Below are 23,195 nucleotides of genomic sequence, written 5' to 3'. Positions count from 1 at the left end.
GTGTGTCAGATATTTTTGAGGGAGCTGGTTTGGGGCTGCTGCGCAGCCCAACGGGGATAAATCCCCTCGCCACAAATGTCGCTTGGCTTGAGGTTAGTGTGAGGTGCTAACGCGGCGCGGCAATGTCCAAGGCACGGTTTGCCAGCAGCTCACTCAGCTCGACCATCTGCTGGATCCCCAGGGCAAAACTCCGCCGTGCGCCTTCCAGATCAAAGGCCAGTTCGTTGGCCATGACATTGACCGAGGCAAGGGTTTCGCTGAGGTTGGCCAGCAGGCATTCCAAGTCCGCACTCTCTGCAACGGTGAACAGCTGGCCCGGCGGTGGAGTGGGTTTTTCAGGTTTGGGGTCGAGGTAGTAGGAGAGGGCGCGGTCGGCGGCTTCGTCGAGTTTTTTGGAATCGCCTTCGGGAGGATTGGGGGTGATCTTGAACATGGTGCAGCTCCTGATTATTCAAAGGGCGCTGCCAGACATCACTTGCAGATGATGGGTGGCAGCTATGCGCGGGTCTGCAAGACCGGGAAACCAGGAACCCGGCAGACCCGAAGGTCTCCCGCACACAGCCGCCATTGAGCGACACGGACGTGTCGATTGGCTTGTGGCTATGCGCCTGGTATTTCGTCGGGCTTGCAGACCCGATCACTGATGGGCAGTGACGGGAAACAAGTTATCGACAGGAGGTTAGGCGCACAAGCCGGCGGATTCTGGCGTAGTTGTAGGCAGTGACGCAAGGCAACGTAGCCTCACTCGAGAGTCCTACATGGTCGGATAAACAGAACCAAAGCCGAACACTATTTGTGGCTAGGAGATTTATCTGTGGGAGCAAGGCTTGCCCGCGATGCAGGCACCTCGGTCCTCGGAAACCGTGTCGTCTGCATCGCGGGCAAGCCTTGCTCCCACAGGAGATCACCCTAGCCACAATGTATTATTTGGCTTGAGGGGGGGTTCGAGGCCTACATCACCCGCCAGCCCCCGCCCAACGCCTTGTACAACGCCACACTCGCCTGCACCCGCGCCAATCTCAGCTGCACGTTCATGTCCTGGGCGGCGTACAGCGTACGTTGGGTTTCCAGTACGGTGAGCAGGTCTTCGGCGCCGGCCTGGTAGCGGCGCTGGGCGATGTCGAAGGCGGTCTGGGCCTGGTGCAGCTCTTCGCTTTGCCATTGTCGTTGGCGGTCGAGGCCGTTGATGCCGTTCAGGGCTTTTTCGACGTCGGCGAAGCCGTTGATGATGGCGGCGCGGTAGAGCTCCAGCAGTTCCTCCTGGCGGGCGCTGGCCCTGTCTCGTTCGGCACTCAGGCGGCCGTTGTTGAAGATCGGCGCGGCGATTCCGGCGGTGAGGTTGTAGACGTTGTTGCGCAGCAACTGGTCGGCGATGTCGGCGCCAGTGCCCAGGCTCAGGCCCAGGGTGACAGAGGGCAACATGGCGGCGCGGGCCACGGTGATGTCGGCCTGGGCGGCGGCGAGGCGCGCTTCGGCGGCGGCGATGTCCGGGCGACGGCGCAGCAGTTCGCTGGGCACGCCGACATCGATGGCCGGCCAGTGCAGGCGGTCGAAACTGTCGTCATCCAGCCTGACCGACTGCACCGGATGCCCCAGCAGCGTCGCCAGGGTGATCACGGCTTCCCGGGCCTGTTGCTGCACTTGGGGCACGCGGCGTTGCTGGGCCGCCACCAGGCTTTTTTGCTGGGACAGTTCCAGGGCCGTGGCGCTGCCGGCGTCGTAGCGGGTCTGCACCAGGTCGAGCACGCGCTGGGCGTTGTCTAGGTTCTGTTCGGCGATGCGCTGTTGCTCGCGCAGGGACAACGCCTGGGTGTAGCTGTTGGCGACGCCGCTGAGCAGGGTCAACTCCACCGTCGCCCGGTCGAACTGGCTGGCCGCCAGCGTGCTCAGCGCACTGTCCCGAGCCGCCCGTTTGCCACCCCAGAAGTCCAGCTCATAGGTGGCACTGAGGTTGGCGTCGTAGTAATCGATGGTGCGGTTGTTCCGATCCACGTCCAGCTGGCTGTAGCCCTTGCCCCGCAGCAACTCCTGGCGATTACCGTTGAGCCCGGCCGTGACCGCTGGCAGCAACGGCGCCCCGGCAATCACCGCGCTGGCCTGGGCCTGGCGCACCCGGGCCATGGCGGCGGCCAGGTCGTGGCTGTCCCGTCGCGCCTGTTCGATCAGCCGGTTCAATGGCGGGCTGCCGAAATGTGTCCACCACTGCTGGTTGTCCGCGCGGGCGCTGGGTGTGTCGAGGTGCTGCCAGGCCGGTGGCGGCTGGATGCCGCTGTCCGGTGCCGACACCGGGGTGGCGCAGGCCGCCAGCAACAGGCTGGCGGCCAGGAGGGTCAGGTGCGCTTTCATAGGGTGGGGTTCATTCACTGGTGAGGGCCGCGACCGGGTCGAGGCGGGCGGCCTTGCGGGCGGGCATGAAGCCGAAGACGACGCCGGTGACCAAGGCGCAGCCGAAGGCACCGAACACCGCCAGCCATTCAAAGGCCACGGCGATCTTGCCCAGCAGCAACGCGCCGCCCACCAGCAGGGCCAGGCCGATACCGGTGACCCCACCGACCACCGAGAGCATCACTGCTTCGGTGAGGAATTGGCGCAGGATGTCGCGCTGGCGGGCGCCGGTGGCCATGCGGATACCAATCTCGCGAGTGCGTTCGCGCACGGTCATGAGCATGATGTTCATCACGCCGATGCCGCCCACCAACAGCGAAATCGCGGCAATGGCACCGAGCATCAGCGACAGCGTGCCCTGGGTGCGCGCTTCGGCCTGGATCATCGCGGCGTTGTTGGTCAGCTCGAAATCCTGTTTGCCGTCGTGCAGGCGCAACAGGGTGCGGGAGATCGCCTGTTCGGCCTCCTTGACCTTGCCGGCGTCCCGGGCGGCGATCACCACGTATTCGGGATGACGCGTGCCGAACAACCGCACGCTGGCGGCGGAGTAGGGCACGGCGATGCGATTGTCGGCGTCCGAATCCCCGGAGCTGGCGCCTTTTTCCGCCAGCACGCCGACCACCTGGAACGGCATGTTCTCGATCAGGATGTAACGGCCGATGGGGTCGGCGACGTCCTTGAGCAGTTTCTGCCGGACCTTGTGGCCGATCACCGCCACCGCCGCGGCGCCGCGTTCATCGGCGTCGGTAAAGTAACTGCCCTCGGCCACCGGCCAATTGAAGATGGTCGGGAAATTCGTATCGTTACCGCCGACGTAGCTGGTGTGGTCGAGATTGCCGAAGCGCACACTGGCTTCGGCGCCGTTGACCGGCATGATCCGTTGCACTTCGGGCAGCTCGGCGAGGGCGGCGAGGTCGTATTCGCTGATGATGCCCTTGGCGGCGCGTGGGGTGGGCGCGATGCCGTTGAGGTAGATGATGTTCGAGCCGAACGCGCCCATCTGGGCCATGACCTGGCGCTTGCTGCCTTCGCCCACGGCCAGCATCACCACCACCGAGGCCACGCCGATGACAATGCCGAGCAGGGTCAGGGCGGTGCGAAAGCGATTGATCCACATCACCCGCCACGCCGCCTGCACCGCGTCCACCAGCTCACCTTTCCAGGCACCGTTGTGTTCGCTGCCGGCACTCAGGCGCTGGCGCAGGTCCACGGCTTGCAACGCCTTTGGATTGGCTTGCGCGTCGTGGGGCAAAGCGGTGGCGCTGTCGCTGATGATCAGCCCATCACGGATCTCGATGATGCGCTTGGCCCGGGCCGCCACTTCGCGGTCGTGGGTGATCAGGATCACCACGTGGCCCTGGCTCGCCAGTTCGTCGAGCAACGCCATGACCTCGATGCCGCTCTGGCTGTCGAGGGCACCGGTGGGTTCGTCGGCGAGGATGATGTGGCCGCCGTTCATCAAGGCCCGGGCAATCGACACCCGTTGCTGCTGCCCGCCGGAGAGCTGATGGGGACGGTTGCCGGTGCGGCTGGCCAGGCCCAGGCGCTCGAGCAGGGCGCTGGCCCGGACGTGGCGCTCGGCGGCGGAGGTGCCGGCGTAGATGGCCGGCATCTCGACGTTCTCCTGGGCGGTGCCGGAAGGAATCAGGTGATAGCCCTGGAACACGAAGCCGAACGCTTCGCGTCGCAGCCAGGCCAGTTCATCGCTGCCCAGATGGGCGACGTCTTCGCCGGCGAAACGGTACTCGCCGCTGGTGGGGCGGTCGAGGCAGCCGAGGATGTTCATCAGGGTCGATTTACCGGAACCGGAGGCGCCGACAATCGCCAGGAATTCTCCGGCGTGGATGGATAAATCGATGCCGCGCAGCACCTCCACCCGGGGGCTGTCGCCACCGCCGTAGGCCTTGCGAATGTCCCGTAGTTCGATCAGGGGCGTGTTCATTCAGCCCCCGCTGCCGACAGCCGAGTCGATCAGCACCCGCTCGCCCTCATTCAGGCCGTCGACGATCTGGGTGCGCAGTCGATCACTGACGCCGGTACGCACGGTCCGCGGCTGAACCTCGCCGTTCTCGGCCAGCACTTGCACTTGGCCGGCATTGTCTTGCAATGCGGCGCTGGGCACGGTCAGTACGTCTTGGGCCTGGGCGGCGACGAAAAACACCTGGGCAGTCATGTCGGTCATCAGCGCGCGGTCGGCGTTGTCGACGTCGAGCAACACGGTGTAGAGCACCACCCGTTCGCTGCCACTGCGCCCGCCGGTGGGGCTGCCACCCTGGCTGGCTTCCAGCGGGCGCGGTGGCACTGGCAAGATCTGCCGAACGGTACTGCTCCAGCGCCGGCTGCCGCCGGCCAGGGTGGTGAAGTAGGCGGTCATGCCTGGCTTGACGTGGCCGATGTCGGCTTCCGAGACTTCGGCCCAGACGGTCATGGGCGATAACCGGGCGATGCGCAGGATCAACGGGGTTTGCTGCTGGGCGTTGAGGGTCTGGCCTTCCCGGGCTCCGACGGCGACCACGGTGCCGCTCATCGGCGCATAGATGCGCGTGTAACCCAACTCGGCCTCGTCGCTGCGCAGGCTGGCCTGGGCCTGGCGGATCTGCGCCTGGAACATGTCGATGCGCGCCTGGGTCGCCCGCACTTCGGCCTGGGCGGTCTGCACGTCTTCCTCGCGGGTGGCGCCGCCGGCCTTGAGTTGCTGCTGGCGGCGGAATTTCTGCTGCGCCAGGTCGTGCTGGGCGCGCTGCTCCTGGAGCTGGGCCTTGAGGTTTTCAATCGAAAAACGCCCGGCGTCGAGCTTGGCTTTTTGCGTGGACGGGTCGATTTCCACCAGCAGTTGGCCTTCACGCACCTCGTCGCCGGCTTCCACGTGAATCTTCTGGATCTGCCCGGACGCCTGGGCGCCTACATCCACGTAACGTCGGGGTTGCAGGGTGCCGAGGGCGGTGACGCTGTTTTCGATATCGCCACGGGTAACGGGCGCGGTGACCAGGGGCGCACGGCTGGGCACGACCGCTTGCCACGCGGCGAAGGCCACGGCCGGAAGCAGGGCGAAGGTGAGAAGCCAGGCGCGTCGGGTAGGGCGGGGACGTTTCATGCAGGGTTCCGGCCGGTGATATCGGGCCCATCCCAGGAAGGGCGGGGACGGGGGGCTGTTCTGGTAAACGAGCGTTCCGGGCAGGAATTTAGTGGGGTGAAATACTTGGTAGCAGTTGAAACGACATGGCCCGTGGCGAGGGAGCTTGCTCCCGCTGGGCCGCGAAGCGGCCCCAGGACCTGAGTCCCCAGTTTTAAAAGTGTCGCCTGCTTTGGGCCTGCTGCGCAGGCCAGCGGGAGCAAGCTCCCTCGCCACACCAGCGGTACTCGGCGCCAATGGAAATAAACGAATCCGCCTAGATACAAACCAATGCTTTAAATCTATATGAGAATTACTATAAATTACGCGATTGAATCTGCCACTATCGTGCCATGCCCTTTTCCGGCATGCCGGGTGGCACAGGGATAGCTGTCGCAGTCATTGCGCACGGGAGTCATGTTGGAAAACTACTATCGCGAGCTGGTGTGTTTCCTGAACGCCAAGCTAGGCAACCGCCAGGCGGCCGAGGATGTGGTGCATGACGCCTATGTGCGGGTGCTGGAGCGTGCCAGCGACACGCCCATCGAACAGCCTCGGGCATTCCTCTACCGCACGGCGCTGAACCTGGTGATCGACGGGCATCGGCGCAATACCCTGCGCCAGGTCGAATCCCTGGATGTGCTGGACAGTGAAGAACGCTTCTTCACGCCGTCGCCCCACACCAGCCTCGATCATGGCCAGCGCCTGGACATGCTGCAGCGCGCCCTGGCCGAGCTGCCGCCGCTGTGCCGCGAGAGTTTCCTGCTGCGCAAGCTCGAAGGCCTGTCCCACCCGCAAATCGCCGAGCGCCTGGGCATTTCCCGGGCATTGGTGGAAAAGCACATCGTCAATGCCATGAAGCACTGTCGCGTTCGCGTGCGTCAGTGGGACGCGCCCTGATTCGATCGTCGCCGGTCACCCGGCGGTAAATTTTTTTTCATTGTCCTCGTTCCTCTCAACAGACGACTTGCCGGCGCCGCGAATGCCGGTCAGGTTCCCCAGGCTTTTCGTGCCCTGTTGAGGGGCTTTTCCAGAGGACACTGGACATGACACAGGCAATTGCATCGCCCATCGTTCACGACTTGATCGGCATTGGCTTCGGCCCTTCGAACCTGGCGCTGGCCATCGCGCTGCAGGAGCGGGGGCCGGTCCAGGGTGAACTGGACGTGCTGTTCCTCGACAAGCAGGCCGACTACCGCTGGCACGGCAACACCCTGGTGACCCAGAGCGAGTTGCAGATTTCCTTCCTCAAGGACCTGGTGACCCTGCGCAACCCCACCAGCCCGTATTCGTTCGTCAATTACCTCAAGCACCATGGTCGCCTGGTGGACTTCATCAACCTGGGCACCTTCTACCCGTGCCGCATGGAGTTCAATGACTACCTGCGCTGGGTGGCCGGACACTTCACCGAACAGAGCCGCTATGGCGAAGAAGTGCTGCGCATCGAACCGGTGCTGCACAACCAGCAGGTCGAAGCGCTGCGGGTGATTTCCCGGGATGCCCAGGGCGAAGAGTTGGTGCGTACCACCCGTTCGCTGGTGGTCAGTGCCGGTGGTACGGCGCGCATCCCCGAGGCGTTCAAGGCCTTCAGGGATGACGCGCGGGTATTCCACCATTCCCAGTACCTGGAACGCATGGCGAGCCAGCCATGCGTGAAGGGCCAGCCGATGAACATCGCCATCATCGGCGGTGGGCAGAGCGCGGCGGAGGCCTTCATCGACCTCAACGACAGCTTCCCTTCGGCACAGGTCGACATGATCCTGCGCGGCTCGGCCTTGAAGCCGGCGGACGACAGCCCGTTCGTCAACGAAGTGTTCTCGCCGGAGTTCACCGACCTGGTGTTCCAGCAACCCCACAGCGAGCGCGAGCGGCTGGTCAACGAGTACCACAACACCAACTATTCGGTGGTGGACATCGACCTGATCGAACGCATCTACGGGATTTTCTATCGTCAGAAAGTCTCTGGCATTGCCCGTCATGCGTTCCGTACCCTCACCACGATCGAGAAAGCCACGGCCACTGACGCCGGCGTGGAACTGGCGATGCGCAACAACGCCACCGGCGAGCTGACGGTGCGCCGTTATGACGCCGTGGTGCTGGCCACCGGTTACGAGCGGCAGATGCACCGCACCCTGCTGGAGCCGCTGGCGCAGTACCTGGGGGATTTCGAGGTGGATCGCAACTACAAGCTGATCACCGACGAACGCTGCAAGGCGGCGATCTACATGCAGGGCTTCTGCCAGGCCAGCCATGGCCTGAGCGACACCTTGCTGTCGATCCTGCCGGTGCGTGCCGATGAGATCGCCGGTTCGCTGTATGAGCATGGGAACAATCGCGGGCAGGCGCGTCCGGTGCGTGATCGGTTGCTCGCCGCCGTATAGGCCCTGTGGGAGCGAGTCACTCGCAAGAAATCTATCAGTCAACGCACCCCCCTGTGGGAGCGAGCTTGCTCGCGATGGCGTCGTGTCAGTCACTTCAATATTGGCTGAGCTGACGCCTTCGCGAGCAAGCTCGCTCCCACAGGTTCGGGTCCTGGCCTCCAGTCACTCACAGGAAATTCTTCAGAAACTTCCTACACTCATGTCATGCGTCTGTTCGACAGGCGCATCGACGGTTCGCTGTTCCCTCGTATTGGCAGTCTGAACCCGCAGCCGGTCACCCTGACTGAATGTGCAGTCGACGGTGTTCCGGGCCGACTACGCCAAGCGAAACACCTTGACCAGATGATGCTGCTTCTACGCACAGGCCTGGTGGCGCTGTTGCTGGGCTCTTTGAGTGTGGCGCCACCGGTGGACGCGGCGCCTGAGTCGTTGCAGGTGCTCGGGCGCTCCCACGTGGATGATTATTCGGTGTCCCTCGACGCCGCCGACTGGGCCTGGCTGCGCCAAAAGGGCACGTTGCTGCTGGGTGCCTCGGCGCCGGACTATGCGCCTTTCAGCATCACCGGCAATGGTCGCGACTACGAAGGCCTGACCGCCGACTATGCGCAATTGCTGGGGCAACTGTTGCACGTCAAGGTGCAGGTCCAGCGCTATCCGTCCCACGCCGAATTGCTCCAGGCCTTGCGCGGCGGTGAGATCGACCTGCTCGGCACCGCCAACGGCTTCGAAGCCGCCGATCCGGACCTGACGATGTCCCAGCCCTATGCCGATGACTTGCCGACCCTCGTGGCCCGCATCGACGACAGCCAGGACTTGCCCACGGACCTGGCGGGCAAGCGGGTGGCGATGCTCTATCACTACTTGCCGCCGGAAACCGTCGAGGCGTTTTATCCCGAGGCTTCCTTGCAGTTGTTCCCCTCGACCTTGAGCGCCATCGGCGCCGTGGCGTTTGGTCAGGCCGACGTCTACCTGGGGGACTCGATCAGTACCAACTACCTGATCAGCAAAAATTATCTGAACAACGTCCAACTGGCTGATTTCTCGCGCCTGGAAGTGCAGCCGTTCGCCTTTGCGGTCAATCGCGACAATGGGCGCGTGTTGCGCATCGTCAACGCCGCGTTGCAAGCCATTCCCGCCAGCGAACGCATGATCATCCTGCGGCGTTGGAGCGCTGGCGGGGCGAGCATGCCCGGTCAGCAGGCGCTGCATTTCAGCGTCAACGAGCAGCGTTGGCTGGATGCCCATCCGCGGATCAGGGTGGCGGTCAACGAAAACTTCCTGCCACTGACGTTCTTCGACGAGCAAGGCCATTTGCGCGGCATCGGCGCCGATGTGCTGGCCCGCGTCAGCCTGCGCACTGGTTTGAAATTCGATGTGCAGCGGGGTGATTCGGTTGATGATTTGATCGGGCAGATCAAGAGCGGTAAGGCCGACGTCCTGGCGACCGCCATCCCCAGTGCCGAACTCGAGGACGAGTTGCGCTTTACCCGACCGTACCTGGCGAACCCGTTCGTGCTGGTGGTGCCGGTCAGGGCCAAGGCGCTGACCTTGGACCAGATGGCGGGCAAGCGCGTGGCCCTGGTGCGTGCCAATGTGCTGCGCGAGTTCCTGCTGGAGCAGTTCCCCCGCGTGCAGCTGGTGGCGGCGCAGAATGCGGCCGACGCCATGGCCATGGTCGCCGCCGGCACGGCGGACGCTGCGATCAATCCGCTGATCAGCGCCCGCTACATGATCTCCCGCCAGTACCGCGACACGCTGCAAGTCACCAGCACCGTGGGCACCTTGCCCGCGCACGTTGCCCTGGCGACGAACCGGGGCGCCTTGGAGCTTTACTCGATCCTGGACAAGGCGTTGTTGAGCATCACGCCGGAAGAGATGGACGAGCTGACCAACCGCTGGCGCAGCGAGGTGGTGATCGACGACAGTTATTGGCTGCGCAACCGCACCCCGATCCTCCAGGGATTCGTCGTTGCTGCGCTGCTGTTGCTGGTGGCCTTGGGCTGGGGTGTTTATCTGCGGCGCCTGCTGGAACAATTGCGCGTGGCCAAGGAAAGCGCCGACGAGGCCAATCGGGCCAAGACCACCTTCGTGGCGACCATGAGCCATGAGATCCGCACACCCATGAATGCGGTGATCGGCCTGTTGGAGCTGGCGCTGAAGAAAGCCGACCAGGGCGTCGTGGACCGATTCGCCATCGAAGTCGCATCGGGTGCCGCCCACGGCATGCTGGACTTGATCGGCGACATCCTCGACATCGCCCGCATCGAGTCGGGCAAGCTGTCGCTGGCGCCGCAACGGGCCAATCTGCACACGTTGATCGAGTCGGTGGCGCGGATCTTCGAGGGCCTGGCCTGGCAGAAGCACCTGCGTTTGCACTGGGTGCTGGACGTCGGGGTCAACCGCGACGTGTTGATTGATCCATTGCGCTTCAAGCAGATCGTCTCGAACCTGTTGAGCAACGCCATCAAGTTCACCGACCAGGGCGAAGTGCGCCTGAGTGTGCGCGGCGAGCTGGACGCTGAACACGGGCGTCTTGGCATTTGCCTGCGAGTCGAGGACACCGGTTGCGGCATTTCCCCCGAGGATCAGCGCCGCTTGTTCAGCCCCTTTACCCAGGCCGGCCATCACCCTCAATCGGTCCGTAGCGGTTCCGGGTTGGGGTTGGTCATCAGCCGCACGTTATGCGAGATGATGGGCGGCACCCTGACGTTGCGCAGCGTGCCGGGGGAGGGCACGCAGGTCGAGGTTCTGCTGGACCTGCCCTTGCTCGATGCGCTGCCGGCGGCGCCTGCCGAGGTCGAGGCGCTGCTGCCGGTCCCGGCGCTGAGTATTCTGGTGGTCGACGACTACCCGGCCAACCGCTTGCTGTTGTCCCAGCAACTGGGCTACCTGGGTCATCGCGTCCGCGAGGCACAGAACGGTGTCGAAGGTCTGCAGGCCTGGCGCGGCGAACACTTCGATGTGGTCATCACCGACTGCAACATGCCCTTGATGAGCGGCTACGAACTGGCCCGGGCCATTCGCGACGAAGAGCGCGACCGCAACCTGTCGCCGGTGCTGATCCTGGGGTTCACGGCCAACGCCCAGCCCGAGGAAAAGGAGCGTTGCGCCGAGGCTGGGATGGATGATTGCCTGTTCAAGCCCATCGGCCTCAGGGCACTCAATGCGTGCCTGGCCTCGGTCATGCCGGATGCGCGGGCGCCCCAGTCCAGCGATGGCCTCGACTTGACCGGCCTGGAGCAATTGACCGGTGGTGACACGCGCGCCATCAGGGCGCTGTTGGAGGAGCTGGTCAACAGCAATGCCGAAGATCAAGCGCGACTGCTGCAGTTGGCCACCCGACAGGACTTGCCAGGCCTGGCGGACCTGGCACACCGGATCAAGGGCGGGGCGCGGATCATCCAGGCGCAACGTCTGATCGCCGCCTGCGAGGCACTGGAAAGCACTTGTCGAGAAGGCGACAGGTCGCTGCTTGCTGAAGCCGTGGAAGACCTTCGCCAAGCCATCGAGCACCTGGCGGAACGACTCAAGACCTACATGGAAGGCGTCGTAGCCGAGTAGGAACTGTAGGAGCTGACGAGTGCAACGAGGCTGCGATCTTTCCCCAGACACTTGAATCCCAAGCAAAAGATCGCAGGCTTCGCCAGCGCCTACAAAGCGCCGTGCAGGATAAATTCCATCGTCATAGGGGCTGTGTCTGGCTTCATTTTAGGAATAGTCCTACATCGCCCTTCAAACGCTTCCTCTAGCCTGAGCGCCCTTAATGTTCTTGAGCCGGTGCCTACCTGGCGCATTGCTATTGGAAAGCTTGCCATGCCGAACAAAGCACTCCGTATCCTGATTGCCGATACCCAACATACCCATCGAATCGTGCTGGAGCGTCTGTTCAACCAACAGGGCTATTTCCGGGTTGTCCCCGTGAGCCATTTGCAGGAGTTGCTGACGCTGGTGGAATACGGCAGCGAGCCGTTCGACCTGATTGTCGTCAACGCCCAACTGGCCGGTGGTGCACTGGATCTGCACGATTTTGTTGTCTATAACCCACAGGTTCGCCACGGGATGATTTACAACACGCAACCGGCCAGTCAGTCGCCGGTGCCTGTCGCGCGTCGATCGAGCCTGCACTTGAGCCAGGCGCCACTGCCTGACCTGGCTTCACTGCGGCGCTTGATGGAGCGGGTTGATCCTCAGGTCCATGAGCCGCTGCCAGCATGGGGGCGTCCCCTCAGGCAGGGGCATGGACACTGAACCTGACCGTTGGTCCGCCCTGTCAGGCCTGACAGGTGGCAAGGCCCGGCGCTTGTGCAAGAGTCCGGTGTGGTCATGGCGCCGGTGCCGTTTGTATTGTTTTGGGGAACTGCCTTGAAAGACGTGTTGATCGTGGATGACCACCCTGTCATACGAGGGGCGCTGCGGCTTATTTGCCAGAATGAGGCGTTCACCCAAATCAGGGACGCCAGCGGCGCGGCCGATGCCAGGGCCCTCATCAAGGAGGGCGCGCCAGACCTGGTGATCCTGGACCTGGTGATGAACGGTTTCGACGGCCTGGACCTGCTGGTCTGGATCATCGCCCAGTTTCCTGAATGCGGCGTGCTGGTGTTCACCTCCCAGGATGCGCAGCACTTCTGCAACCGCTGCATCTCGGCCGGAGCCCGAGGCTTTGTGACCAAGAAAAGCGACCTGAAGGAACTGACCAAGGCCATCCAGGCATTGAAGTCCGGTTATGCCTATTTTCCCCAGATGTCCGTCCGGCTGGACTTCCAGCAACGCAGTGAGCAACAGGCGCTGGAAAGCCTCTCCACCCGCGAGCTGTCCATCTTGCGCATGCTGGCCATGGGCATGCGCGGCAAGGACATCGCTGAAAGCCTGTTCCTGAGTCCGAAAACCGTCAGCACCTACAAGACTCGGCTGTTGGAAAAACTCGGGTTGCAATCCTTGGTGGGGCTGTCGGAGTTTGCCAAGCGCAATCATCTTTGAATGAGCTACCCCCAAACCTGTGGGAGCGAGCTTGCTCGCGATAGCGTTCTGTCAGTCGATGCATCTTCGGCTGAGACACCGCTATCGCGAGCAAGCTCGCTCCCACAGGTTTTTATTCGTCGTTCTCTGAGTAGAACGCTAAGGCCGGTTTTTGCTGTCTAGTGCTTCAAGGGTGTCGGTTTTAAGCTGTGTCCATCAAATCGCAGTACCTGATTTTGGAGACACAGCATGAAAAACATCATCGGCCTCTACACCAGCCCGCGGCCCCATTGGGTCGGCGACGGTTTCCAGGTGCGCACGCTGTTTTCCTACGACAACCTGGGCAAGCACATCAGCCCATTCCTGCTGCTGGACCACGCCGCCCCCACCGAATTCACGCCGACCAGCGAACGTCGTGGCGTCGGCCAGCACCCCCATCGTGGATTCGAAACCGTGACCATCGTCTACCAGGGCGAACTGGAGCACCGTGACTCCACCGGCAGCGGCGGCAAGATCGGCCCCGGCGACGTGCAATGGATGACCGCCGCGTCCGGCATCATCCACGAAGAGTTCCACTCCGAAGCCTTTGCCCGGCAGGGCGGGTTCATGGAGATGGTCCAACTGTGGGTCAACCTGCCCGCCAAGGACAAGATGGCCCCGGCCGGCTATCAGACAATCCTCAAGGGCGATATTCCGAACATCGCCTTGAAGGACAACGCCGGCAGCCTGCGCCTGATCGCCGGGCGCTTCGAGGGGCACCAAGGCCCGGCGCGGACCTTCACCCCCATCGACGTCTGGGACATCCGTTTGAATGCCGATAAAAACCTCACCCTTGATCTGCACGAAGGCCACAACACCGCCCTGGTGGTGCTGCGGGGCTCGGTCCAGGCCAATGGCCGCGAACGGGTCGAGGCCGGGCAGATGGCCCTGTTCGACCGGGCCGGCGACCAACTGAACCTGCAAGCCAATAACGACGCGGTGGTGCTGTTGCTCAGTGGCGAGCCGATCGACGAACCCATCGTTGGCCATGGGCCGTTCGTGATGAACAGCGAACAGGAAATCCACCAGGCCTTCAATGATTTCCACTCCGGGCGCTTTGGCCGGATGGATGACTGAACGCGAAAACAACAGCCACTTAGTACCCACTGTGGGAGCGAGCTTGCTCGCGATAGCGATCTAACTGTCCATGCATCATTGACTGACACACCGCAATCGCGAGCAAGCTCGCTCCCCACATGGGGATCTTCCACATGGGTATCTGCATGGGGATCTGCGGGGATCTCTACAGCGTCGTCAATCTGTGCCAATCTTCGCCAATCGCCCTCCTGGAGCTGTCCCGATGCTGTTTCTGATCTCCGAGCACCCGCTGCTCTGTGCCCTGGCGCTGCTGGTCTTCGACCTACTGATGTGGCACCTGGTCAGTGCGGATCGGATCTATTGGAAAGTCGGCGCAAGGCTGGTGATTTTTTCGTTGTTCAGCGTGCTGCTGTTCAATGAAGGCCTCAACCCCATGGTGCCGGCGCAGTGGGTCGACGACGTGCCTCGGCACCTGGCCGCTACCGGTTTGCAGATTACCTGGTGGCTGTTCGCCGCGCGAACCCTGACGGTGCTGATCGTGGTGGCGTTGATGCAGCGGGTCGGCCACACCGGACGCTTGTTGCAGGATTTGCTCGGCGCGGTGATTTTCCTGATCGCCGTCATCGCGGCCCTGGCCTATGTGCTGGATTTGCCGGTCAAGGGCGTGCTGGCCACGTCCGGTGCGATGGCGATCATCGTCGGCCTGGCCTTGCAGAGCACCCTCAGCGACGTGTTCTCCGGGATCGTGCTCAACACCACCAAGCCCTACCAGCTCGATGACTGGATTTCCATCGACGGCACCGAAGGCCGGGTCACTGACATCGATTGGCGGGCCACGCGCTTGCAGACCGCCCAGGGCAGCATGGCGGTGATCCCCAACTCGTTGGCGGCCAAGGCCAAGGTCATCAACTTCAGCCGACCCAGCGATGTCCATGGCTTGTCCATCAGCATCCAGGTCAGCCCTCACGCGCGGCCACAAACCGTGATCGACGCGTTGGAGCGGGCCATGATCGGCTGTCGTTCCCTGCTCGCCATCCCGGCCCCCAGCGTCGCCCTCAAAAGCAGCGGCAGCGGCGGGGCGGAGTATGAAATCAGCGGGTTCGTTGCCTCCATGGCCCTGAAACGCACGGTGCGCAATCAGTTGTTCGACCTGGCGTTCCGGCATTTGCAAGCATCGGGCGTGAGCCTGCTGTCCACCAGTGAAAGCGCCACGCCCCAGGTGGCGTCGCGGCCTCGGGTCTTACTGGAAAGCTCGAACATTTTCTCCACCCTGCGCCAGGATGAGAAAGACACCTTCAGCCAGAACATGACCCTGCAAACCTTCCGCGCCGGCGACGTGATCCTGGCAGCGGGGGAGGTCAGTGATCATCTGTTCATCATCGAGTCGGGGGTGGTCAGCGTGACCCTCATGCGCAACGGCCAGCCACTCGAGGGCGGGCGCATGGGGCCGGGAGAAGTGATCGGCGAAGCCGGGATCGTCGCCGAGCAGGCGGCCCTGGCGAATTTTTCCGCCAAGACTTTCTGTACCCTGTACCGCATCGAAAACAGTTACCTCAAGCCGTGCCTGGAGGCCCGTCGCGATATCAACGACGCGATGAAAAACCTCCTGGACGTGCGCATGCACCTGGCCCAGAACCTGACCCGCGAAGTCCCCAAGCCAATCGCCAAGAAGCGCTTTCTGCAATGGTTGCGCAGCCGGGCCTGAAGCCTATCTGAACGACAAGCACCGCTCCCTCGCTGTGTGGGAGCAAAGCTTGCTCGCGAAACAGGCGCCTCGATCTCTGAAGGACTGCATCGCACCCATCGCGGGCAAGCCTTGCTCCCACAATCCCGTCGCCACGATAGATTCGTGTTCTTCCCAAAGGAATAGCATCGGTCTGCCATTGGCCACCCGAACTTCCCAACAATTGGCTATTTGTACCGCGCCACTGCACGGCTAACGTAGCGCTACACCCAATTGTCCTGGAGTTCACCATGCAACCGCGTATCGATTTCTACACCGCTTCCCCCGACGCTTTCAAAGCCATGCTGGCCCTGGAAAACGCCGCCTCGAACCTGGGCCTGGAGAAGTCCCTGCTGGAACTGGTCAAGCTGCGCTCCTCGCAAATCAACGGCTGCGCGTTCTGCATCGACATGCACACCGCCGACGCCCGCAAGGACGGCGAGACCGAACGTCGCCTGTACGCCGTGACCGCCTGGCGCGAAGCGCCGTTCTTCACCGGCCGCGAGCGCGCCGCACTGGCCTGGACCGAAGCCCTGACCCGCCTGAGCGACACTCACGCACCGGACGCCGACTATGCCTTGCTGAGCGAGCATTTCAGCCCCAAGGAAATGGTCGACCTGACCGTGGCGATCAACGCCATCAATGGCTGGAACCGCTTGGCGGTGGGCTTTCGCAAGATGCCTGAGGCGTAATCAGAGAAAAAATACCTGTGTGGGTAGCCTGTGGGAGCAAAGCTTGCTCGCGATAGCGGTCCAACAGTCCATGCACCATTGACTGACACACCGCCATCGCGAGCAAGCTTTGCTCCCACATAGATTTAATCCTCATTTTAAGCTTCGGACGACAGGCGCCGTAATAGGTTTGCTTCTCATTAATAGTAACCATTACTATTCACGCCCCGTTCCCACAGCGCGCCGTGATGACCCCCAAGCTGCCCCGCAGACCCGGCTTTTTCGAGCACTACGAAGAGTTGATCGGCACCTGGACCCGTCGCCTGCGTAATCGCCAGCAGGCCGAGGACCTGGCCCATGACACCTTCGTGCGGGTGCTCGAGTCCGATTCGAGTGGGGTCGAGCAGCCACGGGCGTATCTGCATCAGACGGCGCGCAACATTGCAGTGGATGGCTATCGGCGCGAAGATCGACGGGGGGCCATGGAAGAGGCTGTCATCGACCCTGGTCAGTCGTTTTCGGGCGACCCGGAGCACTTCATGCATGCGATCCAACTGGCGGACTCCATCGAACGGGCGCTTGCCGAGCTGCCGGCCAACTGCCGCACGGTGTTCGTCTGGCAGAAGATCGAAGGCCTGACCCAGGCAGAAATCGCCGAGCGCCTGGGCCTGTCAAAAAACATGGTGGAAAAGTATATGATCCGCACCCTGCGGCATCTGCGCGATCGCCTGGACGGTCCAGGCCAATGATCCGTCGCCCTCTTTCACCTGAGCCACAGGACCTTCCATGATGGATAGCCGTGAATGCCCGTGCGGGCAGGACAGGGTTCGCGACGCGGCGGCGCAATGGTTCGTGCGTTTGCAAGCGCCTGCCATGAGTGTCGAGGAGCGTCAGGGTTTCGAAGCCTGGCTGGACGAGCATCCCAATCACCGTGACGAGATTCAATTGCTCCAGGGCATTTGGAGCGCCACGGACCTGCTGCCCAAGGAACGCCTGCGAGCGCTGTGCGAGCCACCTGCCGAACGTCCCAAGCGCCGGCCGCTGTTACGCTACGCCGTCGCCGCCGGGTTGCTGGCGGTGGCGGTCGGCCTGGGTCTGTTCAGTGGCTTGAGTTCTTCTACCGATTACAGCGGTGAGTTTGCCACCGCGCTCGGCGAGCGTCGGCATATTGCCTTGCCGGACGGTTCGGTGATCGACCTCAACAGCCGTAGCCGGGTGCGGATTCAGTTCGCACACCGTCAACGTCGGGTGGAACTGGCCGAAGGCGAGGCGTTGTTCACGGTCGAGCATGATGCCGGCCGGCCTTTCACCGTCGATGCGGGCAACGGCCAGGTGACGGTCACCGGGACGCGCTTCGATGTGCGCCGCGATGCCGACAAGACCCGGGTGGCGGTGGCGCAGGGCAGCGTCAAGGTCCGGGGACGCGGCGCGCCCAAGGCACCGTTCGTCAGCCTCACGCCGGGCCTCGGCACCCAGATCGATGCCCAGGGCAACGTCGCCGCACCGTACGCGATCAACGCCGATGCACTCACGGCCTGGCGCAACGGCAAGCTGGTGTTCAATGACGCGCCCTTGAGTGAAGTGGCTGAAGAAGTCTCCCGTTATCGCCTCCAGCCCCTGCGGGTCGGCAGTGCGGCGGTGGGTAAGCTGCGCCTGACCAGCGTGTTCCGCGCCGACGATCCCGAGGCATTGCTCAAGGCGCTGCCGAACATCCTGCCGGTGGCCGTGCGCAGTCTGGATGACGGCAGCCAGGAAATAATCGCACGATAAATTCAGGTTTTTTCCGAGTTCTTCGTCTTCTTGTCCAACTGCAACTGGTTTGCATTAACAGACGCGTATTCTTGCGATCAACAGGACAAGGTTCGACGTGAAAACAACCGCCAAAAACAACAACCGTACCTCCGTACGCTGGCTGCCCCTGGCCCTGACCCTGGCGGTCAGCGCCGCCGTGCCCCAGGCGTTCGCCGATCAGGCCGCCACCGCCATCCACATCCAGGCGCAGCCGTTGGGGCAAGCCTTGAGCCAGCTCGGCCAGCAGACCGCGTTGCAAGTGTTCTTCAGCCCCGAGCTGGTGGCGGGCAAGCAGGCGCCGGCGGTGGATGGCAACCTGTCCCCGGAAGCGGCCTTGCGCCAATTGCTGCAAGGCAGCGGCCTGCAATACCAGATCAATGACGGTTCGGCGACCGTGTTGCCGGCACCCTCGGCATCCGGTGCCGGCCCGTTGGAGCTGGGCGCCACTGAAATCCAGGTGGTCGGTGACTGGCTCGGCGATGCCAACGCCGAAGTGGTGCAGAACCACCCTGGTGCGCGTACGGTGATCCGCCGCGAAGCGATGGTGGAGCAGGGCGCCATGAACGTCGGCGACGTGCTGCGGCGGGTGCCGGGTGTGCAGGTGCAAGAGGCCAACGGCACCGGTGGCAGCGACATTTCCCTGAACGTCGGCGTGCGTGGCCTGACCTCGCGCTTGTCGCCACGCTCCACGGTATTGATCGACGGCGTACCGGCAGCGTTCGCGCCCTATGGCCAACCGCAACTGTCCATGGCGCCGATTTCCTCGGGTAACCTGGACAGCATCGACGTGGTGCGCGGCGCCGGGTCTGTGCGCTATGGGCCGCAGAACGTCGGCGGGGTGATCAACTTCGTGACCCGTGCCATTCCGGAAAAAGCCACCGGTGAAATCGGCACCACCCTGGAAACCTCCCAACGCGGCGGCTGGAAACACATCGACACGGCTTTCCTCGGCGGCACCGCCGACAACGGCCTGGGCGTGGCACTGTTGTATTCCGGCGTCAACGGCAACGGGTATCGCCAGAGCAACAACGGCAACGACATCGACGATGTCATCCTCAAGACCCACTGGGCGCCGACCGATGTCGACGACTTCTCGCTGAATTTCCACTACTACGACGCCAAGGCCGACATGCCCGGCGGCCTGACCCAGAAGCAATACGACGCGAACCCGTACCAATCCGACCGCGACTGGGACAACTTCAGCGGCCGGCGCAAGGATGTGTCGTTCAAGTGGATTCGCGAGATCAACGAGCGCACCCAGGCCGAAGTGCTGACCTATTACTCCGACAGCTACCGTGGCAGCACCATCGCCTCGCGGGATCAGCGCAACCTGGTGTCCTACCCGCGCACCTATTACACCTTCGGCATCGAGCCTCGGGTGTCCCACGTGTTCGACCTGGGGTCCACCACCCAGGAAGCCAGCGTCGGTTATCGCTACCTCAAGGAAGGCATGCACGAAGAGGCCAGCCGCCTGGCGTTGCGCAATAACGAACCGGTTGTGCGCCCGGGGGCCGACGGCCACGTCTACCAGGACCGTACTGGCGGCACCGAAGCCCACGCGGTGTACATCGATGACAAGATCGACGTCGGCAAATGGACTATCACCCCGGGCATCCGCTTCGAAAGCATCAGCACCGAATGGCATGACCGCCCGGTGCTCGACACCGCCGGCCGCCCCGTGCAGGAAAAACGCCGCAGCATTGACAGCAACGAACCGTTGCCGGCCCTGAGTGTGATGTATCACCTGTCCGATGCCTGGAAGCTGTTCGCCAATTACGAGACCTCGTTCGGCAGCCTGCAATACTTCCAGCTCGGCCAGGGCGGCGACGGCAACAACACCGCCAACGGCCTGAGCCCGGAAAAGGCCAAGACCTACGAAATCTGCACGCGTTACAACGATGACGTCTGGGGCGGCGAAGTGACGCTGTTCTACATCGACTTTGACGATGAGCTGCAGTACATCAGCAACGACGTGGGCTGGACCAACATGGGCGCGACCAAGCACCAGGGCCTGGAGGCTTCGGTGCATTACGACATGGCCGCGCTCGACCCAAGCCTCGAAGGCCTCACCGCCAACGCCGGTTTCACCTACACCCGCGCGACTTACGAAGGCCAGATCCCGAGCTTCAAGGGCCGTGACCTGCCGTTCTACTCCCGCCAGGTGGCCAACGTGGGCCTGCGCTACGACGTCAACCGCTGGACCTATAACCTCGACGCTTTCGCCCAGTCCAAGCAGCGAGCACCGGGCAACAGTGTGAACGCCGATGGCAGTTTCAGCGGTGACTACATCACCGATGGCACCGCCGATGGGCAGTACGGCGACATGCCGGGCTACGTGCTCTGGAACGTGCGCGCTGGTTATGACTTCGGTGCACAGCTGTCGAACCTGAAAGTCGGCGCCGGGGTGAAAAACCTGTTCGATCACCAGTACTACACCCGTTCCAGCGACAACAACTCGGGCATCTATGTCGGCGCACCGCGTACGTTCTTTGTGCAGGCGAGTGTGGGGTTCTGATCGAGTCAAGGGTTGAGTGAACTTTACGCTGTGGGAGCAAAGCTTGCTCGCGATGCAGACACCTCGGTCTCAAAAGGACCGCGTCATCTTCATCGCGGGCAAGCCTTGCTCCCACAGGGTCTGTAGAGAACTCAGACCTTCAACACTTTCCCACTGATCGCCACTGCCACCAGCGACAGTGCAATCAGCCCAAAGGCGAAACTCAAACTGCTGCCATGGGCGACAAACCCGATCAACGCCGGGCCGGCGAGGATGCCGGCATAGCCGATGGTGGTGATGGCCGGTACGGCGATCGCTTCGGGCATCAGGGTCTGTTTGCCGACGGCGGTGTACAGCACCGGCACGATGTTCGAACACCCGGCCCCGACCAACGCATACCCCAGCAGCGCCGCTTGCCACATCGGTGCGAGGGTCGCCAGCAGGAACCCCGCGGCTGCGATTGACCCGCCATAGATGATCACGCGCTTGGCACCAAGGCGATGCACCACCGAGTCGCCGGTCAGGCGGCCGACGGTCATGGTCAGCGCGAAGGCGGCATAACCCAACCCGGCATAGGCGGTATCCACACCCGGCTCGGTGGTCAGGAACACTGCGCTCCAGTCCAGCACCGCGCCTTCGGCCAGGAACACGATGAAGCAGAGGATGCCGATGAACAACACCACGCCATGGGGAATGGCAAACGCCGGTCCCGAGCTTTCACTGCCGTAGGGCAACAGGTGCGGCGCGGCCTTGAACAGCGCCACCAGCAGCACGCCATTGACCACCAACGTCGCCCCCAGCGGCGAAAGCCCCAGGCCGAGCAAGGCGCTGACGCCAGCCGCGCCAATGATCCCGCCGAGGCTGAACATGCCGTGGAAACCCGACATCATGGTCTTGCCACTGGCCCGCTCGACGATCACCGCTTGCAGGTTCACGGTCGAGTCCACGGTGCCGAGCCCGGCGCCAAACAGGAACAACGCGGCCACCAGCCAAGGCAGGGAGGTCATTGTCGCCAACAACGGCAACGCCAGGCAGATCAGAATCGTGCCGCCGCTGAGCACCCGACGGCAGCCGAACCGCCCCGCCAGTGCGCCGGAAATCGGCATCGCCAGGATCGACCCGACCCCCAGGCATAACAGCAGCAACCCGAGGGTGCCTTCATCCAGGTTCGCCCGCACTTTGGCGTAAGGCACCAGCGGCGCCCAGGCGGCGATGCCGATGCCGGCGATGAGGTAAGCGATGCGGGTGGACATCTGTTCCAGGCGTCCTGGAATAAAGGTGGGCGGGGGCGTGATGGCAGTCATGAAACGTCCTTGGCTTTCGTGCGGTGCGGTGGTGCAGGCAGGGGGCCTATGCTTGCATATCCACTGACCGCACCGCGACCCCAAGGTGCCGATCAACGCGCAGGCTTTGCTCCCGCAGCCTGTGCCAGCATAAAGTACCGGCCCTTGCTGGCTGATTTTGGGTCTGGTCCATGACGCAGTTTTATGATGCACGCGGCAATATTTATGGCGTCGTCTCCCCGCGACAGGTGCGTGACCATGGTATTGATCTGCCGCCGTCAGCCGCCCTCGCGGCACAGCGGCGCGAGTCCTGGACCACGGCCGCCGTGCATGCCTTCTGCGGTTGGGCGCCGGGCGAAGCACCGCCGGATGCCAAGGCCCATCGCAGCGACGGCCTGTTGGTCGGCCCGTTCCAGGATGAACCGCCCTTTGACGTTTTGATCGTCAACACCGATGGCACCCTGGCCGAACGCAGCGGCAACGGCTTGACGATTTTCTCCCAGGCGCTGAAAGAGCAAGGCTTGATGCCGAGCGAGGGTGATTGCTTGTTGCAGGTGCACCACGACAAACACCAGGGCTTGTCGCCGCTGCAGACATCGGTGCGAGCCGCCGAATTCGAGGGTGTGCAGGGCTTCTGGCTGGACTTGGGGAACCCGCTTTTTGGGCCTCAAGCCGTCGCTGCCCAACGCGTGGAGAGCGTGGTGTTCAATCAGCGCGATGTCAGTCGGGTGGCGGCACTCCACGCATTGAGTCCGGCGTGGGGCAACAGTCAGTTCGTGAACATCGGCAATCCGCATTGCGTGACCCTGACGGAGGCTGCCGAGGCGCTGCCGAGCAACACGCAAATGCGCGCCCCGGCGTTGTCGCAAAACCTGACCCGCATCGCTTATGCGGTGCCCGCTGGGGCCGGCGTTCCGTGCCCGGCGGGGGTGAATCTGCAATGGGCCTGGCGCGAGGCCGAAGGGCGGATCGTTGCCCGGGTGTTCGAGCGGGGCGAGGGGCCCACCGCGTCCTCGGGCACCAGCGCCAGTGCGGTGGCCAGTGCTGCGTGGCGGGTGGGCTGGGTGAAGGCGGGGGCGGTGAGGGTGGTGATGCCCGGCGGCACTGCGCCGATTTTGCTGGAAGAGGAGGCGGGTGAGTTGGTGCGGGTCAGGTTGTTTGGTACGGCGCGGCTTGTGGCATAGGGATTTCTGGACGTTTTGCGGTGCGGCTTATACCGCTATCGCGAGCAAGCTCGCTCCCACAAGGGGTCTTCAGTGGACATAAATGTTGTGTCCAACACAGATCCCCTGTGGGAGCGAGCTTGCTCGCGATGGCGGCGG

17 protein-coding genes are annotated in these 23,195 nt (G+C 63.2%); 12 read left to right on the top strand and 5 right to left on the bottom strand.

The window, feature by feature from the left end; translation table 11 throughout:
- Nucleotides 1–106: 106 nt before the first annotated feature.
- From PSH84_RS23785 to PSH84_RS23770, 4 genes are all read right to left on the bottom strand, one after another.
- A complete protein-coding gene (locus PSH84_RS23785) occupies nucleotides 107–433 on the bottom strand; it encodes a DUF6124 family protein (RefSeq protein WP_305481898.1) in 327 nt (108 codons plus the stop codon).
- 518 nt (nucleotides 434–951) lie between these two features.
- Nucleotides 952–2,346: an efflux transporter outer membrane subunit gene (locus PSH84_RS23780; RefSeq protein ID WP_305467752.1), complete on the bottom strand. Its 1,395-nt coding sequence runs from the start codon at nucleotides 2,344–2,346 to the stop codon at nucleotides 952–954.
- Between the two features lie 10 nt (nucleotides 2,347–2,356).
- Nucleotides 2,357–4,327, bottom strand: a complete 1,971-nt coding sequence (locus PSH84_RS23775; RefSeq protein ID WP_305481897.1) for a MacB family efflux pump subunit — start codon at nucleotides 4,325–4,327, stop codon at nucleotides 2,357–2,359.
- Nucleotides 4,328–5,479, bottom strand: coding sequence for an efflux RND transporter periplasmic adaptor subunit (locus PSH84_RS23770; protein WP_305467748.1), 1,152 nt, complete (start codon nucleotides 5,477–5,479; stop codon nucleotides 4,328–4,330). It abuts the gene before it with no gap.
- A 435-nt stretch (nucleotides 5,480–5,914) separates the two neighbouring features.
- Between PSH84_RS23770 and PSH84_RS23765 the strand changes: the two genes are divergently transcribed.
- The 11 genes from PSH84_RS23765 to PSH84_RS23715 all read left to right on the top strand — a co-directional run bounded on the left by PSH84_RS23765 (nucleotide 5,915) and on the right by PSH84_RS23715 (nucleotide 20,611).
- Nucleotides 5,915–6,397, top strand: coding sequence for a sigma-70 family RNA polymerase sigma factor (locus tag PSH84_RS23765; RefSeq protein WP_122569510.1), 483 nt, complete (start codon nucleotides 5,915–5,917; stop codon nucleotides 6,395–6,397).
- A gap of 146 nt (nucleotides 6,398–6,543) precedes the next feature.
- A complete protein-coding gene (locus PSH84_RS23760) occupies nucleotides 6,544–7,878 on the top strand; it encodes a lysine N(6)-hydroxylase/L-ornithine N(5)-oxygenase family protein (RefSeq protein ID WP_305467745.1) in 1,335 nt (444 codons plus the stop codon).
- Between the two features lie 342 nt (nucleotides 7,879–8,220).
- Entirely contained in the window at nucleotides 8,221–11,439 is a 3,219-nt protein-coding gene (locus PSH84_RS23755) for a transporter substrate-binding domain-containing protein (protein WP_305483195.1), read from the top strand.
- A gap of 252 nt (nucleotides 11,440–11,691) precedes the next feature.
- Nucleotides 11,692–12,126, top strand: a complete 435-nt coding sequence (locus tag PSH84_RS23750) for a PleD family two-component system response regulator (protein WP_305481896.1) — start codon at nucleotides 11,692–11,694, stop codon at nucleotides 12,124–12,126.
- 114 nt (nucleotides 12,127–12,240) lie between these two features.
- Entirely contained in the window at nucleotides 12,241–12,855 is a 615-nt protein-coding gene (locus tag PSH84_RS23745) for a response regulator transcription factor (RefSeq protein WP_305490841.1), read from the top strand.
- A gap of 228 nt (nucleotides 12,856–13,083) precedes the next feature.
- Nucleotides 13,084–13,950 carry a pirin family protein gene (locus tag PSH84_RS23740; protein WP_122569513.1) on the top strand — a complete coding sequence of 289 codons (867 nt, stop codon included), beginning with the start codon at nucleotides 13,084–13,086 and terminating at the stop codon, nucleotides 13,948–13,950.
- Nucleotides 13,951–14,173: 223 nt separating this feature from the next.
- Nucleotides 14,174–15,616, top strand: coding sequence for a mechanosensitive ion channel family protein (locus tag PSH84_RS23735; RefSeq protein ID WP_305481895.1), 1,443 nt, complete (start codon nucleotides 14,174–14,176; stop codon nucleotides 15,614–15,616).
- A gap of 269 nt (nucleotides 15,617–15,885) precedes the next feature.
- Nucleotides 15,886–16,326: a carboxymuconolactone decarboxylase family protein gene (locus tag PSH84_RS23730; RefSeq protein WP_053123536.1), complete on the top strand. Its 441-nt coding sequence runs from the start codon at nucleotides 15,886–15,888 to the stop codon at nucleotides 16,324–16,326.
- Nucleotides 16,327–16,553: 227 nt separating this feature from the next.
- Nucleotides 16,554–17,054 carry a sigma-70 family RNA polymerase sigma factor gene (locus PSH84_RS23725; protein ID WP_060741413.1) on the top strand — a complete coding sequence of 167 codons (501 nt, stop codon included), beginning with the start codon at nucleotides 16,554–16,556 and terminating at the stop codon, nucleotides 17,052–17,054.
- A gap of 37 nt (nucleotides 17,055–17,091) precedes the next feature.
- Nucleotides 17,092–18,075, top strand: coding sequence for a FecR family protein (locus PSH84_RS23720; protein ID WP_122569515.1), 984 nt, complete (start codon nucleotides 17,092–17,094; stop codon nucleotides 18,073–18,075).
- Between the two features lie 97 nt (nucleotides 18,076–18,172).
- Nucleotides 18,173–20,611: a TonB-dependent siderophore receptor gene (locus tag PSH84_RS23715; RefSeq protein ID WP_305481893.1), complete on the top strand. Its 2,439-nt coding sequence runs from the start codon at nucleotides 18,173–18,175 to the stop codon at nucleotides 20,609–20,611.
- 131 nt (nucleotides 20,612–20,742) lie between these two features.
- Here PSH84_RS23715 and PSH84_RS23710 read toward each other — a convergent pair whose 3' ends face one another.
- The gene (locus PSH84_RS23710) at nucleotides 20,743–21,894 is read right to left on the bottom strand and encodes an MFS transporter (RefSeq protein WP_305481892.1); all 1,152 of its coding nucleotides are present in this window, start codon (nucleotides 21,892–21,894) and stop codon (nucleotides 20,743–20,745) included.
- 170 nt (nucleotides 21,895–22,064) lie between these two features.
- Between PSH84_RS23710 and PSH84_RS23705 the strand changes: the two genes are divergently transcribed.
- Nucleotides 22,065–23,057: a diaminopimelate epimerase gene (locus PSH84_RS23705; protein ID WP_305481891.1), complete on the top strand. Its 993-nt coding sequence runs from the start codon at nucleotides 22,065–22,067 to the stop codon at nucleotides 23,055–23,057.
- Nucleotides 23,058–23,195 lie beyond the last annotated feature (138 nt).

Source organism: Pseudomonas beijingensis, assembly GCF_030687295.1.
Lineage (GTDB): Bacteria > Pseudomonadota > Gammaproteobacteria > Pseudomonadales > Pseudomonadaceae > Aquipseudomonas > Aquipseudomonas beijingensis.
Note: the sequence above shows the minus strand (reverse complement) of the source record. Positions and strands in the feature narration are given on the sequence as shown.